General features: G+C 64.9%; 15 protein-coding genes. 8 read left to right on the forward strand and 7 right to left on the reverse strand.

The features are described 5' to 3' along the window. Window positions 1–144: 144 nt before the first annotated feature. Together G6N09_RS08335 and G6N09_RS08340 are read left to right on the forward strand one after the other, a co-directional pair. Complete coding sequence (locus G6N09_RS08335; RefSeq protein ID WP_083026701.1) at window positions 145–1,113, forward strand: PE-PPE domain-containing protein; 969 nt, start codon at window positions 145–147, stop codon at window positions 1,111–1,113. Between the two features lie 22 nt (window positions 1,114–1,135). Further along, window positions 1,136–2,164, forward strand: coding sequence for a CobW family GTP-binding protein (locus tag G6N09_RS08340; protein ID WP_083026629.1), 1,029 nt, complete (start codon window positions 1,136–1,138; stop codon window positions 2,162–2,164). Between the two features lie 23 nt (window positions 2,165–2,187). On the opposite strand, the gene G6N09_RS08345 is transcribed toward G6N09_RS08340, so the two are convergent. Together G6N09_RS08345 and G6N09_RS08350 are read right to left on the reverse strand one after the other, a co-directional pair. Continuing rightward, on the reverse strand, window positions 2,188–3,108 hold the full coding sequence (locus tag G6N09_RS08345) for an alpha/beta fold hydrolase (RefSeq protein WP_083026626.1): 921 nt from the start codon (window positions 3,106–3,108) through the stop codon (window positions 2,188–2,190). Window positions 3,109–3,157: 49 nt separating this feature from the next. Next, complete coding sequence (locus G6N09_RS08350; protein WP_083026625.1) at window positions 3,158–4,546, reverse strand: oxygenase MpaB family protein; 1,389 nt, start codon at window positions 4,544–4,546, stop codon at window positions 3,158–3,160. Window positions 4,547–4,963: 417 nt separating this feature from the next. On the opposite strand from G6N09_RS08350, the gene G6N09_RS08355 reads away from it, so the two are divergent. Next, window positions 4,964–5,326, forward strand: a complete 363-nt coding sequence (locus G6N09_RS08355; protein ID WP_083026624.1) for a nuclear transport factor 2 family protein — start codon at window positions 4,964–4,966, stop codon at window positions 5,324–5,326. Window positions 5,327–5,466: 140 nt separating this feature from the next. On the opposite strand, the gene G6N09_RS08360 is transcribed toward G6N09_RS08355, so the two are convergent. Continuing rightward, a complete protein-coding gene (locus tag G6N09_RS08360) occupies window positions 5,467–5,724 on the reverse strand; it encodes a DUF3297 family protein (protein WP_083026622.1) in 258 nt (85 codons plus the stop codon). A gap of 286 nt (window positions 5,725–6,010) precedes the next feature. On the opposite strand from G6N09_RS08360, the gene G6N09_RS08365 reads away from it, so the two are divergent. The 5 genes from G6N09_RS08365 (at window position 6,011) to G6N09_RS08385 (ending at window position 10,725) form a co-directional block, all read left to right on the forward strand. Continuing rightward, window positions 6,011–6,739 carry a proteasome-type protease gene (locus tag G6N09_RS08365; protein WP_234807046.1) on the forward strand — a complete coding sequence of 243 codons (729 nt, stop codon included), beginning with the start codon at window positions 6,011–6,013 and terminating at the stop codon, window positions 6,737–6,739. A 102-nt stretch (window positions 6,740–6,841) separates the two neighbouring features. Continuing rightward, window positions 6,842–7,687: a transglutaminase-like domain-containing protein gene (locus G6N09_RS08370; RefSeq protein ID WP_234807045.1), complete on the forward strand. Its 846-nt coding sequence runs from the start codon at window positions 6,842–6,844 to the stop codon at window positions 7,685–7,687. 88 nt (window positions 7,688–7,775) lie between these two features. Beyond that, on the forward strand, window positions 7,776–8,144 hold the full coding sequence (locus tag G6N09_RS08375; protein ID WP_083026616.1) for a hypothetical protein: 369 nt from the start codon (window positions 7,776–7,778) through the stop codon (window positions 8,142–8,144). A gap of 251 nt (window positions 8,145–8,395) precedes the next feature. Further along, window positions 8,396–9,196, forward strand: coding sequence for a crotonase/enoyl-CoA hydratase family protein (locus G6N09_RS08380; RefSeq protein ID WP_083026613.1), 801 nt, complete (start codon window positions 8,396–8,398; stop codon window positions 9,194–9,196). Between the two features lie 8 nt (window positions 9,197–9,204). Further along, window positions 9,205–10,725: a serine hydrolase domain-containing protein gene (locus G6N09_RS08385; RefSeq protein ID WP_407662677.1), complete on the forward strand. Its 1,521-nt coding sequence runs from the start codon at window positions 9,205–9,207 to the stop codon at window positions 10,723–10,725. Window positions 10,726–10,923: 198 nt separating this feature from the next. On the opposite strand, the gene dnaB is transcribed toward G6N09_RS08385, so the two are convergent. The 4 genes from dnaB to G6N09_RS08405 all read right to left on the reverse strand — a co-directional run bounded on the left by dnaB (window position 10,924) and on the right by G6N09_RS08405 (window position 14,095). Further along, entirely contained in the window at window positions 10,924–12,300 is a 1,377-nt protein-coding gene (dnaB, locus tag G6N09_RS08390) for a replicative DNA helicase (RefSeq protein WP_083026610.1), read from the reverse strand. Window positions 12,301–12,797: 497 nt separating this feature from the next. After that, complete coding sequence (gene rplI, locus G6N09_RS08395; RefSeq protein ID WP_083026607.1) at window positions 12,798–13,256, reverse strand: 50S ribosomal protein L9; 459 nt, start codon at window positions 13,254–13,256, stop codon at window positions 12,798–12,800. A gap of 32 nt (window positions 13,257–13,288) precedes the next feature. After that, window positions 13,289–13,543: a 30S ribosomal protein S18 gene (gene rpsR, locus G6N09_RS08400; protein WP_024442719.1), complete on the reverse strand. Its 255-nt coding sequence runs from the start codon at window positions 13,541–13,543 to the stop codon at window positions 13,289–13,291. Window positions 13,544–13,576: 33 nt separating this feature from the next. Continuing rightward, window positions 13,577–14,095, reverse strand: coding sequence for a single-stranded DNA-binding protein (locus tag G6N09_RS08405; RefSeq protein WP_083026605.1), 519 nt, complete (start codon window positions 14,093–14,095; stop codon window positions 13,577–13,579). Between the last annotated feature and the right edge of the window lie 31 nt (window positions 14,096–14,126).

Raw genomic sequence — 14,126 nt, forward strand, 5'->3', positions numbered from 1 at the left:
AGACGGCGCAGGGCGCTCGTGTCGCCAGCCGGGAGCATTGACTTCGCCTGGGAGCCCCTGCGATGATCGCCCTCAGGTTCGGCTTTGGATTTACTCGTGTGATTTTTAGCTGCGGGGTGGCCCGTTGCGGAAGGACGCCCCGTGATGCTGACCAAGGTCTTCGCCCCGATCGCGATCGCCGGAACCGTGGCAGGAGGGGTGCTGGCCGCCCCGGTGACCCACGCCGCGCACATCGACGTCAGCCTGCTGTCGGGCACCGCGTTCTTCGTCGGCCCGACGACGCTCTCGACGCCGTCACCGAGCTTCGCTCAAACCGCCGCCGACCTGTTCCTGCAGCCCCTGGGCTTCGACGGCGGCGACGACTTGGACTCCTGCGTGGTCGGTGTCGGCGTGTGCGACGCGCCGCTGCGCGTGCTGTCCACCCCGGCGCTGATCCAGCAGGGCCACAGCAGTTTCGTCGGTGCCGCCGAGATCGTCCGGGCGGTACAAGCCGAACTCCAGGCCAATCCCGACGCCTATAACGCCGAGAACCCGCTCTGGATCTTCGGCTACTCGCAGGGCGCCACAGCAGGTTCCATCGCGATGGCCCAGTTGGCCCACGACGGCGTCGATCCCGAGGCCCTGCACTTTGTCTTCATCGGCAACCCGGCCGGCGAGGGCGGCGCGTGGTCGGAGCGCGAAGCGGATCCGCTGACGGTCGACGGACTGCTCAACGGCTTCCTGACCCCCAACAACGCGTTCACCACCACCGTCTACTCGGTGCCAAATGACCCCGTGGCCGACGCCTCGTCACCTTCCGCGCTCGGGCTGTTGTGGGAGCACATGATGTACCTCGGACTGACCCCCGGTCAGGTCGCCGACCAGAGCATCACCACCGACGGGTTGATCACCAACGTCGGCATCTCCGGTGACTTCGACCCGTTCACCACCTGGCTCAACGCCTTCGGCAACGGACTGGCCGACAGCAGCTGGTGGGAGGGCATCTTCTATTCGCTGGTGGCGTCCATCTACGGGGCCTTCGGCAACATCGAGGGCTTCTTCGGCGACTGGCTCGGCATTGACTGGGGCGGCGTCGAGGACACCCTCGACTTCTGGTTCCCGGCGGACGCCTAACGCCTCTGGCGATAATGGCCGGATGGCCGACCGCAACGCGCCCGCTATTCCCGTCATCGCGCTCACCGGCTACCTCGGTGCGGGCAAGACCACCCTGCTCAACCATGTGCTGCGGGCACCGGGGGCGCGAATCGGGGTGATTATCAACGACTTCGGCGAGCTCAACGTCGACGCCGGCCTGGTCACCGGCCAGGTCGATGAACCGGTGTCGATCGCCGGGGGGTGCATCTGCCACCTGCCCGATGAGGGCGGCCTGGACGACGCGCTGGAGAAGCTGGCCGATCCCAAACTGGCACTGGACGCGATCATCATCGAGGCGAGCGGGGTGGCTGAGCCGGCTGACGTATCGCGGGTCATCCGGTTCAGCGGAGTGGAGCGGATCCGGCACGGCGGGGTGGTCGACGTCATCGACGCTGTCGAGCACTTCGACACCGTCGACATCGGCGCTTTGCCGCCGCCACGCTACGGCGTGGCCTCCCTGGTGGTGGTCAACAAGATGGATCGGATCGCCGAGGACGCCCGCGCCGAATTCCTGGCCCGGGTCGAGGGCCGGGTGCGCGACCTCAATCCCGACGCCTATGTGGTGGGCGCGGTGGCCGGACGCGTGGACCCCCGCCTGCTCTACGACATCAATGACGGTGACCAGGCCGGGCAGATGTCGTTTCGGGAACTTCTGCTCGACGGCGCCGCCCCTTCTCACGATGACCATCACGATCATGTGCACGCGGCCTCTGTCACCGTCGTGGGCGACGGCGCCGTGGACCCGGGCCCGCTCCTAGACCTTCTGGAGCAGCCACCGCGCGGGGTCTACCGGATGAAGGGCACCGTCGCGATCGGCAAGCGCCACTACCTGTTCAACGTCGTCCGCAGGTCCGTTCACGTGACGACGGCTGCTGCGGGGGCGGGACCCAGCCACCTGGTTGCGATCGGCACCGACCTCGACATCGCGGATGTGCAGGCACGCCTCGAGGTTGCTCTTCGCCCGGCCGGCGAGAAGGTGGCCGCAGCGGGAATGCGACGGCTACAACGGTTGCGGCAGTACAGCATCTAGCACGGAGACTTGGACCGAAGGACTTACTCCGCAGCGGATCCGATGAAGTCGACGCCCGCGCGGATAGCGGGGCGGTGCCTCAAGATCCGGAAGTGCGCCAGCCTGCCGAGTCCCGCTGTCGTCATCAGCCGCGCACCCGGCCACGACGCGACGACCTTCTCACTCGTCACGTACGGAGTATCGGGGTCATCGGGGTCGTGGATAAGCAGCAGCGGCGGATAGTCGGTGCGCTCGGCGATCCGGACCATGTTGGTGTCCTCGAGCGGCATGCCGATACGGCGTTCCAGGCGTCGGTGCAGGCCCGCGCGGATCCGTCTACCGAAGTTGTGGCGCGCGGCGAACAGATCCAGGTAGATCGGGAACTCGCCCATGGGCGCCAGGAACACCAACCGCCCCACCGTCGCGCCCCACGATGCCGCGAAGGCGGTCGCGTTCGCGCCCAGGGAGTGCGCGACCACCGCACGCGCCGGCCCATGCGTCTCGATCATGGCCGCGACCGCTTCGGCGCACTCAATGGCGGTGGTGCGGCCGGGCGCCAAGACGCCTGGATCGGACTCGTTGTGGCTGGGCAGGTCGAAGGCGATGACACGGTGACCGGCGGCGACCAGGGGTTTGATGAACATGCCCAGGTGTGGGCGGCGCCCGCCCCAGCCGTGCACAAGGTAGACCGGCGGCCCCTCCCCCCAGGATTCGCCCACGATCCGGTGCCCGCTCCAGTACGCCTCTAACGGCTCTCCGGGCGGGACGCCGGGCGGCATGCGCAGGCTGGACTCGAGAACCGGCGGCGTGCACCACAGTTCAAGCGCCCAGCGTGACCCGATCGCGGGCGCGACTCGCTCCAGTATCCAGAACAGGCGGCGGACCCCCGGGGCCACCGGCGGTTGGACACCGGAGCCTTCCACGTCCAGAACGATCGGGCTGGTGGGGTCAGTTGGCTCCGACACACATCGAGGTTAGCGAGGCGGTGCGGCCTGCAGGCATCATTCCGGCCTCTCAGCCGGTGAAGCCCTCACCGGAGGTCGAACGGTCGTGATGGGTGTACGTCAGTGACATCTGCCGACCCCGGGCGATCTTGTTCAACATCGCGACTCGCTCGTGCGCCACCGCCCCAGTCCTCTTACGGCGCTCACGGATCGGGTTGGACCACGGCACCCAGTCCGCCACCATGGCGATGCGCACGTTGAGCCGGGTGAGCCGCTCGAAGTTCTGCACGTGACGGCGGAAGTTGTAGCCCAGCGGTTCAAAGATGGTGCCCACCAACATGGCATCGATCTGCTCGTAGCCGAAGACGACGCCGGCCGGCGCAAAGGCGATCATCGAGGTGATCTGTTTGGCGTACTTGGACATCAACTTCCGAACCGGGGCCGGCAGGGTCCCGATCAGCGTTTCCAGGTGCTCGGGACCAGCGATCGCGTCGACGAGCTCGGCACGCCACGGTGAGGGGTTACCGCCGCGGGCGAGCACATAGTTCAGCGATTTGATCAATTCCAGGCCATTAGCGGAATGCAGCATCTCCGGGGCACCCCACAGCCGGCCCGAGAACGAGGAGTACTCGGCGAGGTCTTCGAGCTGGTCCTTGGTCAGCTTGCGCCCGAACGCGTGGTCGACGAGACGGCCCAGCAGCATGCCACTGCCGAATCCCAGCAACGACGTCACGGGAATAGGCTCCCCGTACTTGAGATAGAGGTCATCGCCCCACTTGCGCCGGAGCCCACGACTGGCCAGTGCGTGCATCAACCGCACTCGCACCACGTCCTGGAATGCCTCGGAGTGCCGATCGAAGATCTCGGGCAAGGTGAACTCGGCGAAGACGCGCGCCGTTTCGATAAAGCGGCGCGGGCCGTCGTCGGCGAATCGCCCGGTGGCGCCGGTGGCCGCCGAGATGTCGCCGGTCATTGCAGTTTCATAGACCGCCCAGCCGCGAATGATGGTGAGGGCAGCGAGGGTGCTCGACATCGCGAGCATCCGGCCGCGTTCCGCGGCGGCAAGGTCGAATTGCGCGGGAAGCTGATCAAGATGCTCGAACAGGTCGACGAGCTCTTGGGGCGGATCTTCCAGGGTTTCAATACCCTGCGTCAGGGCCTGCTCAAACAGGGCGCGGCCCCGCTGCGGCCCCAGGCGTTCAAATGCGTCGACGACACCGATCATGTGTTCGTCGCGCTGCCAGAAATAGTCGTCGCGCAGGCGGGTGATGTCGTTGGGCCCGACCTCTTTGTCGATGTCGATCCACGGCCCGAACATGAACTGGCGCATCTGGCGCCACTGGGCGGCGAATTGGTCGCGGCCCGGCGGGATGGGCCGCAATGGCCGGTCAGGGTGATCGCGTCGATTGAAATCGACGTCCTCGAGGCGGATCTTCGGACGTTCGCCGGTCACAGTCACGCGAGTAACCCAATCTCGAAGCAGGCCAATTTCCGCGACGCTATCACACGGTGCAGCAGGAGCGATCTCTAATTCCGATTGGTGCTAATTCTCTTCTATGTGAGCGTCGCCACCTCGCTAATGGGTGGCACAACTAGGCCGTGCTGCGACGCTTTCCTATACCGCCACGTTTCGGAAGTCGTTGGGGCAGAGCGCCGTTCGGCTCATAGCCTATAGCCATGCGACGAATATCCCTGCGCCAGTTTGCCCGAAAGTGAACTGCACCTACGAATTCGGCGCGCTGCTTCCCCGCGCTTCTCCGGGGCCATTCAATCCGCGGGTTGTCCACCATGTTGGGAAAAGCCCTGTTGCCGGGCGGACGGCCAGATAGAGTTGCCGGTGGATCTATCTGGCAGTGTTGCGTAGCGGTGTCGACGAATGAGGGGTCCAGCCTTGCCTTTTGAGAACATCATCGTTGCCCACCTGAACGCCTGGAATTCCCCGAGCGGGTCCGCACGGGAGCAGGCGATCGCCGAGGTCTACTCCCCAGACGTGTTCGTCGGTGAGCCGGCAGACGCGCTCACTGGCCACGAGGGCGTTGAGGCCGCGATAGCTGCTCTGCAGGCCCAGCTCCCGGAAACCGTGATCACCCGCACCGGGCCGACGCAGACGTCACAAGACCTGGTGACCTACGCCTGGACACTCGGTCCCGCCAACGGCCCCGCCCTGGCATCCGGCCGCGACGTCCTGATCATCCACAACGAAAAGGTTTCGAGCCTCTACGTGATTATCGACGAGTAGTAGCCCTGACGCTGTACCCCGGCATGATTGATCCGATGAAAGCCACGGTGCTCACCCGTGTCGGAGGCGCCGATGGTTTCGGGCTACGCGATGTCACCGTGCCGCACGTCGGACTGGCCGAGGAACCTCTGCCGAGCCCGCTATTCCGCTGGGCGGAAATAGGGTTCCACCGTGCCGTTGAGCTTCACGACCATCGGATTGCCGCGGCGGTCTTTCGCGGTGGGTACCTCGACACGCACCCAGCCCTCGGCCACGTTGTATTCGCACACATTGGTTCTCTCGACACCATTGAAGCGAATACCCACGTCACGGCGGAGCACCTCTTCGTCGTAGAAGGCGCTGCGCGGATCGACGGAGAGCTGATTCGGTGGAACGTCTGCGCTGTGGTCTTCGCTCATGATGGCTTTCGTTGAATGCTGCGTGGGGGCCTGGATTGCTTGGAAAGAATCTACGCGACTGCGCGGTGGTGGGGTGCGCGTAGGTGTCGGGGATCGCTGCAGCACCCGAGCCGTTTGAGGTGCTGAGCGGTGGCGCGTGGCGAGCGTGGGTGCCCGTGTAGCGTCAGCTAGAGCACAGCGGCACCGGCGCCGCCGCGGGGTCCGATCTGGGTAGACGGCGGCGGACGCCAGAGAAGTGCAGGTCGCCGGGTTAAGGCGGCCCAGAGATTGCCCAGGAGGCCATCGAGTGACCTACTGCATTGGGATAATGCTCGATAAGGGCGTCATCTTTGCCTCGGATTCCCGGACCAATGCCGGCGTCGACGATTTCGCCAAGTTCTGCAAGATGACGGTGTTCGAACGTACCGGTGAGCGCGTCATCGTCTTGTTGAGTTCGGGCAACCTCGCCGGAACCCAGTCCGTGATCAGCTTGCTGTCGCAGCGCTGCGCCGAGGGCGATGCGGCCACTAATGTCCTGGGCGCCAAGACCATGTTCGACGTCTGTCGGTTGGTCTCGGACGCGATGCGCGAGACCGAGCAGCGCGACGCCGAGTACTTAGAACAGAGCAAGGTTCCCTTCAACGCTTCGTTTATCGTCGGTGGGCAGATCGCCGGCGAGCCGGTAAGGCTTTTCCGGATCTATGCCGAGGGTAATTTCATCGAAGCAGGACCCGACACCTTGTTCTTGCAAACCGGCGAAACCAAGTATGGAAAGCCGATCCTGGACCGGGCACTTACCCACGAAACGTCCCTTGCCGACGCTACGAAGTGCGTTCTGGTGTCGTTCGATTCGACCATTCGCAGTAATCTCTCGGTCGGTATGCCCATCGACCTGATCTGCTACGAAAAAGACAGCCTGACCGTGCAATGGCGGCGGCGATTCGATGAGGGTGACCCGTACTTCACTGCGGTGAGCGAGGCGTGGGGCGAAGGTACCAAACAGGTCTTCAGCCGCCTGCCGGTCTTGCGTTGGTAGCGGGTAGCGAGCTGATCAATTCTGTGCACGTGGTGCACGCCCCAATGATGCGGCACACACCGAAGAGCTAGACCAAGAATCTCTTCCATCACCGTCGACCATGTGGCACGCCCCATGGGATGCAGGAGGCCCATCATGAAAATTCGCGTCGGCTTCGAGATGATCTTCGACTGCCCGGAACCAACCCCGATGATCTTCAACCTGAACGTCCACTTCAGCCGAGTGTCCGATCTCGTCGGCCGTGACGCCTTGTTGGTCGATCCACCGGTCCCGGTCGTCGGCTACCGGGATGAATTCGGCAACTGGTGCACTCGCATTGTCGCGCCGCAAGGCCGCATCCGCGTCTGGGCCGACGCAGTCGTCAACGACAGCGGTTCTCCCGACCCCGTTGTTCCCGGGGCGCAACAGATTCCGGTTCCGGAGCTGCCCGCGGAAACTCTCGTATACCTGCTCGGGAGTCGATACTGCGATACCGATCGACTGTCGCAGACCGCGTGGGACCTCTTCGGCCAGACACCCACCGGGTGGGATCGCGTTCAGGCGATCTGCGACTACGTCCATCGGCACATCACTTTCGACTACCAGCAGGCAGACAGCACCCGGACCGCGCTCGAAGCCTTCAACGATCGAGTCGGCGTCTGCCGTGACTTCACGCATCTGGCCGTGGCCTTCTGTCGTTGCATGAATATCCCGGCCCGCTACTGCACGGGCTACCTGGGTCACGTCGGAATGCCGTCGACCCAAGAGCCCGTCGATTTCGCGGCCTGGTTCGAGGTTTTCCTGGACGGGCAGTGGCACACCTTCGATGCGCGCAATAACGTGCCGCGCATCGGCAGGGTCTTGATTGCGCGCGGACGCGATGCCGCCGACGTCGCACTGAGCAATGCCTTCGGCACCAACACGCTGACGAGCTTCAACGTGTGGACCGAAGAGATACCGGGAGATTGAGCAGGTAGCCGCACGTGCCGGGTCACGGATTCGCCGGTCAGCGCTTGGTTGGCGGCCAGGAGTTCTGCGCGGGTCTAGCGTAGGCGGAATGGGTCTGTTCAGTCATGAGGAGTTCCGGGATCCGGCCGACGACGTCGACGCCGGCGATCGTGGTGGGGCTGTCGAGCGAGCGCGACGTGCTGAGCTGGGCGAGTACGCCGTTGATGAACCTGTGGTGGTGGGTCCGGGATTGCCACCTGAGGATGGTTCGTGCGGTCAGTTCGCTGTTCAGTTTCACGTGTCTACGTCAATGCTGCTCGGGCTCAAACGGATTGCGGATACGCGTGGGGTGAGCGTACCGGAGGTATGCCGTCAGGTGATCGGCGTGTTTGTCGCCCAGCAGGAGGGTGAGCTGAGCGCGCTGCTTGCTGCCGAGTCCGAGGCGGCTGACTACCGGCCGAGCTTGGGCCAGGCGTAGCCGGCGTCGCAGGGGCTCGACCTGGGCTTCGAAGTACTGCGGATACCCTGACCCGCCAGCCGACGTTGTTCTACACGCCAACTGGTTTCAGCGTCTGATGGCCAACTGGTGGGAGCATTCGACGATGACGCCGTTGCCCGAACAAGAAGCGCACGAGATCCGCGCATTCGAACCGCGTCACCAGCTTTGAGGCGCGTGGGCAGCGAGCGTTGTTTCCTCCGCCCCATGGCAACTAGCTCTATCCTTTTGCAATGAAACAGGAGCGCCTCAGGGTTGAGGTCGTCGATGGCATCGCCTACGTGACGCTGGACCGAGCGGACAAGATGAACAGCCTTGACCTGCCGATGATGCAAGCACTGGCTTCGGTCCCCGGTCAGCTGACCCGTGACCGGTCGATCCGCGTGGTGATCCTGCGCGGCGATGGCCGGGCGTTCTGCACCGGGCTTGACTTTGCCGGAACGAAGCTGTCCGGGCTGGCCGGCGTACGCAACTTCGGCAAGTTGCCCTGGCAGAAGACCAACCTGTTTCAGCAGGCCTGCTGGGCCTGGCGCGACCTGCCGGTTCCGGTAATCGCAGCGCTCCACGGCCATTGCTATGGCGGAGGCCTGCAGTTGGCGCTGGCTGCCGACTTCCGGATCGCGACGCCGGACTGCAAGCTTTCGATCATGGAGGCCAAGTGGGGCCTGATCCCCGACATGACCGGAGCGGTCACATTGCGCGAGCTGCTTCCCATGGATGTGGCCAAACGCCTGACCATGACAGCCGAAGTGTTCTCCGGCAAAGACGCACTCGGGTACGGGTTGGTGACCTCAGTTGCCGACGATCCCGTTGCCGCCGCTGTGGATCTGGCGGCACAGCTCGCTGAGCGGTCGCCAGATGCACTGGTGGCGACCAAGAAGCTGTTCCACTCGACATGGACGTCGTCCCCTCGCCGGACGTTCTGGATAGAATCGGTGTTGCAACTTCGGCTACTTCGGAGTCGCAATCACCGCTTGGCGCGACAGGCGGGTCGCGATGGCAGACCCGTCTGGGAGCCACGGTCGTTGGCCTGAGCACCAACGTGACGGTGTCGGCATCATTCATCACTCGCTTCTGCACTGCGGGAACCGTGGCGCTGGTACTCGGGGCGGTCTCGTCGTGCGGCCACCCGGCGCCCCTGCCTGCGCCATCCCTGGGCACACCCTCCACCACAGTGCCCGTCATCTCTCGCCCGGACGTGCCCTACGCACCTCGCGAGGAGCTGGTCGCTCCTGTCTCCACATTGATCAACGACGCGATCGCGGTGCCCCGGCTGCCGGGTGCGGTGGTCCGGATCGGCCACGCCGGCACGATCGCGTTCAGTCAGGCGTTCGGCGTGCGCCGACTCGCGGACGAACCCGCGCTCGACGGCTCACCTTCGGCGGCCGAGCCGATGACCGAGGACACCATCTTCGACATCGCATCGTTGACGAAGTGCCTCGCGACGACCGTCGCCGTCCTGCAACTGCACGAACAGGGCCGGGTCCGAATCGACGACCCCGTCCAGACCTACCTGCCGGATTTCAACGAGACCGACGATCCCCGACGCGCCCAGGTGACGCTACGCATGCTGCTCACCCACACTTCGGGTATCGGGGGCGATTTGAGCCACCAGGGCCCTTGGGGTCTGACCGAGGCCGACAAGGCCGGCGGTGTTCATCGGGCACTGACTGCACCGCTGGAGTTCGGCCCCGGCGAGCTATTCCATTACTCCGACATCGGTTTCATCATCCTGGGCGAGTTGGTCGAGACGTTGACCGGACAACCGTTGGACACCTACGTACAGAACAACGTCTTTGCGCCGCTGGGAATGGCCGACACCCGTTACCTTCCGGCCACCAAAGCCTGTGGCCCACAACGTCTCCGCGGTACGGCCATCGCGTTCGACGCCAGTGCATCCCGGGGCGGCGAGTGCCCATCAGGTAGCTGGAGCACTGACATTTTGGCCCGCATCGCGCCGACGTCGCATGACGAGGACACCCCCGACATCAACCCCGACTACGACCATCTGCTGCGCGGCACGGTGAACGATCCGACGGCCCGCCGCATGGGAGGTGTAGCCGGCAGCGCCGGGGTGTTCTCCACCGCGGCCGACGTCGGTAGATACGCACAGGCCCTACTCGATCGACTCGCCGGTCGCCCGAGCCCGTTCCCGCTGCGGCAATCGACCCTGGAACTGATGACGACGCCCCAGCAACCCGGGCACGACGCCGCACAGGTCGTGGCCGCGAACGCCGCCGCGCAACAGGCGAATGCAGACACGCCCAATATGGCCGATCCCCTGCTCGCCGCGAACTATCCGGCGATCAGGGGGCAGGACCTACGCGGCCTCGGCTGGGATATCGACACGCCGCACTCCCGTCCGCGCGGCATGATTTTTCCCATCGGCAGCTTTGGGCACACCGGGTTCACCGGCGTGACGCTGTGGATCGACCCGGGGTCGGACACCTACGTGATCGTGCTCGCCAACGTGATCCATCAGCGCGGCGGTCCGCCCATCGCAGGCCTCAGTGGCGACGTGGCCACCGTGACCGGCCGGGCGCTGCATCTCTACGGCAACTAAGGCGTTGCGGGCCTCGAATTCCCGCAGGCGATCGCGGCGGTCAGCATCGCCCGCAATGCCTCTTGAAACCCCGCGATGGCACGCGTTGGGAGCATGTGCCCGAGCCGCTACAGCTTGTTGGGTCTCACGCACGACAAGGACATGCCACCGTCGCTGACAATAGGACACGGAGCGTCAGACCCCCCAACAACAGCTCCCTCAGTGCGCCATATTCGTAAACCGGGACAAATGCAGCTGGTGCGCAACGGTAATCGTCTTCGTCGGACCATTACGGTGCTTGGCCAGAATCAGGTCCGCTTCCCCGCCACGCGGGTCATCACGCTCAAAAGCATCGGGCCGGTGCAGCAGGATCACCATGTCGGCGTCCTGCTCAATGGCACCGGACTCGCGAAGGTCGGCCAGCATCGGTTTTTTGTCGGTGCGCTGTTCCGGGCCACGGTTCAGCTGGCTCATGGCGATCACCGGAACCTCGATCTCCTTGGCCAACAGCTTGAGATTACGGGAGAATTCGGAGACTTCCTGCTGGCGTGATTCGACCCGCTTGCCCGAGGTCATCAGCTGCAGGTAGTCGATGACCACCAGCCTCAGGTCGGCCTTCTGCTTGAGCCGGCGGGCTTTCGCGCGGATCTCCATCATGGTCAGGTTCGGTGAGTCGTCGATATACAGCGGCGCCTCACTGATCTCGCTCATCCTGCGCGCCAACCGAGTCCAGTCGTCGTCACTCATCCGCCCCGAGCGCATGTCGGCGAGTTTGATCTTGGCCTCCGCCGACAGCAACCGCATGACGATCTCGGACTTGCTCATTTCCAGCGAGAAGATGACGCTGGCCATCCGGTTCTTGATCGAGCAGGACCGCATAAAATCTAGTCCCAGAGTCGATTTGCCCATACCCGGACGAGCCGCAACCACGATCATCTGACCCGGGTGCAGGCCGTTGGTCACCTCGTCGAGGTCGGTGAAGCCGGTCGGTACGCCACGCGCCACCCCACCGTGGGAGGCGATCGCGTCGATCTCGTCCATGGTGGGCTGCAGCAGATCTTCCAGGGGAACGAAGTCCTCGGAGAGCCGGCGGTCGGCGACTTCGTAGATCTCGGCCTGGGCACGGTCGACGATCTCGGCCACGTCGGCGCCCTCAGCACCGGCGTAGCCGTACTGCACCACCCGGGTGCCGGCCTCCACCAGGCGGCGCAGCAGCGCCTTCTCCGAGACGATCGTGGCGTAGTAGCCGGCGTTGGCCGCCGTGGGCACCGTAGAGATCAGGGTGTGCAGATAGGGCGCGCCGCCCACCCGGCGCAACAGGCCCCGGCGGTCGAGCTCGGCGGCCACAGTCACCGCGTCGGCGGGCTCACCGCGGCCGTAGAGGTCCAGAATCGCGTCGTAGATGTTCTGGTGCACCGGCCGGTAGAAATCGGCGGGCCGCAGCCGCTCCAGCACGTCGGCGATGGCGTCCTTGCTCAGCAGCATGCCCCCGAGCACCGACTGCTCTGCGGCGAGATCCTGGGGTGGCTGGCGGCCGACGTCTTCGCGTGGTGGCTCTTCGAGCTCCGAGTGACCACGGTCGTCGACTACTGCCATGCGCCCCACCTTCTCCACTGACACACTCGAACATACATTCGACGGCGCCTCCCCGAGGATAACCCCCGAACATAACCGTGGGCACCGACATCCCCGAGTGTCGTGCCGCGTTGACGGTAGGCGTTGCTGGCGGCCAGACAAAACGAGGTTGTTCACAAAGGTGTGGATCAAGTGTGCACACCGCACCCGCAATTGTTTGGATCGGTGGGGATGACTTGTGGATGGAAGTTGTAAGTCCGGTTATCTCCGCAGATCAACGCGGTGCCGTCGGGCGATTTGATTGTGGAGGACAATCTCTCCGGCGTGTCGCCTCAGGTTGCCGCCTTGGGCGTGTTGCCCTGCGCACAGGTAGACGCAATTCCACATGACGGTAAACAGCCCCGCGATGGCAGACGCGCCGAAAAGTTAGCCAGAGCTAACGGCGCCGGACCCATTCCGAACGCAGCAAAGCCCCGGTGGCGCCGATCAGGCGCCGCCGGGGCTGCTGAGGTGCGTGCCTAGTTTGCGGCCGCGACGTCGAGGGTGACGTTGACGTCGACCTCGGGGTGCAGGTGCACCGACACCGCGTGGCTGCCAATGGCCTTGATGTGCGCCTTGGGCAGCCGGACGATCCGCCGGTCGAGGTTGGGGCCGCCGGCCTTCTTGATGGCGGCCACCACGTCAGCGGCCGTCACCGAGCCGAACAGCTTGCCCGAGTCGCCGGAGGTCTTCACCGGCAGCACAACCGAGCCCAGCGCCTGCAGAGCTTCCTTGAGCTCCTTGGCGTGGTCCAGGTCGCGCACCTGCTTGGTCTCACGGGCCCGGCGGATGTCGTCGGCCTGCTTCTGCGCGCCGCGGGTGGCGACGATCGCCAGCCCCCGCGGGAGCAGGTAGTTGCGGCCGTATCCGTCCTTGACCTCGACGGTGTCTCCGGCCGCTCCGAGGTGGTCCACCTCAGCGGTCAAAATGAGCTTCATCGTTTCGTACTTTCTGGAGATCGAAGGGTCGGCTAGCGCGCCGACGAGGTGAAGGGCAGCAACGCGACCTCGCGGGCGTTCTTCACCGCAAGCGCGACGTCGCGCTGGTGCTGAACGCAGTTACCGGTCACACGACGGGCGCGAATCTTGCCCCGCTCACTGATGTAGGTACGCAGCAGCGAGGTGTCCTTGTAATCGATCACCTGCTTCTTGTTGGAGCAGAATGCGCACTTGCGAGCCTTGATCGGCTTCTCAGGAGCCGGGCGCCGCTTGTTGGATTTGGCCATCTACCTATCTCTTTCGTGCTGTGGTTCGTTTGCCTAGAAGGGCGGTTCGTCGTCGGCCCCACCGAAGGAGCCCGACGCCGGTGCACTGCCCCACGGGTCTTCCGCGGGCGGGCCGGACGGACCGGATTGGGCGCCGGAGGCTGAAGCGCCGCCGCCCCCACCGAAGCCGCCTCCGCCGCCGCCGCGGCTGACCTTGTTGATCTTGGCGGTGGCGTACCGCAACGAGGGGCCGACTTCGTCGACCTCAACCTCGTAGACGGTGCGCTTCTCGCCCTCGCGGGTCTCGAAGGACCGCTGGCGCAGCCGCCCGGTCACGATCACCCGCGATCCGCGGGTGAGGCTCTCGGCAACATTCTCGGCGGCTTCCCGCCAGATGTTGCACCTCAGGAACAGCGCGTCGCCGTCCTTCCACTCATTGCTCTGCCGGTCAAAGACCCGCGGAGTGGACGCCACCGTGAAGTTGGCGACCGCTGCCCCCGAGGGGGTGAACCGCAGATCGGGGTCCGCGGTCAGGTTTCCAACGACGGTGATCGTGGTGTCACCTACAGCCACGGGGCCCTCCTAGGATCGGTGGCAGCGCTTG

Origin of the sequence: Mycolicibacter minnesotensis (assembly GCF_010731755.1) — a bacterium.
Lineage (GTDB): Bacteria > Actinomycetota > Actinomycetes > Mycobacteriales > Mycobacteriaceae > Mycobacterium > Mycobacterium minnesotense.

Excerpts from the sequence above, each read along its gene's own strand:
- G6N09_RS08335 (WP_083026701.1), top strand. The coding sequence starts at position 145 with ATGCTGACCAAGGTCTTCGCCCCGATCGCGATCGCCGGAACCGTGGCA.
- G6N09_RS08340 (WP_083026629.1), top strand. The coding sequence starts at position 1,136 with ATGGCCGACCGCAACGCGCCCGCTATTCCCGTCATCGCGCTCACCGGC.
- G6N09_RS08355 (WP_083026624.1), top strand. The coding sequence starts at position 4,964 with ATGAGGGGTCCAGCCTTGCCTTTTGAGAACATCATCGTTGCCCACCTG.
- G6N09_RS08360 (WP_083026622.1), bottom strand. The coding sequence starts at position 5,724 with ATGAGCGAAGACCACAGCGCAGACGTTCCACCGAATCAGCTCTCCGTC.
- G6N09_RS08375 (WP_083026616.1), top strand. The coding sequence starts at position 7,776 with ATGGGTCTGTTCAGTCATGAGGAGTTCCGGGATCCGGCCGACGACGTC.
- G6N09_RS08380 (WP_083026613.1), top strand. The coding sequence starts at position 8,396 with ATGAAACAGGAGCGCCTCAGGGTTGAGGTCGTCGATGGCATCGCCTAC.
- dnaB (WP_083026610.1), bottom strand. The coding sequence starts at position 12,300 with ATGGCAGTAGTCGACGACCGTGGTCACTCGGAGCTCGAAGAGCCACCA.
- rplI (WP_083026607.1), bottom strand. The coding sequence starts at position 13,256 with ATGAAGCTCATTTTGACCGCTGAGGTGGACCACCTCGGAGCGGCCGGA.
- rpsR (WP_024442719.1), bottom strand. The coding sequence starts at position 13,543 with ATGGCCAAATCCAACAAGCGGCGCCCGGCTCCTGAGAAGCCGATCAAG.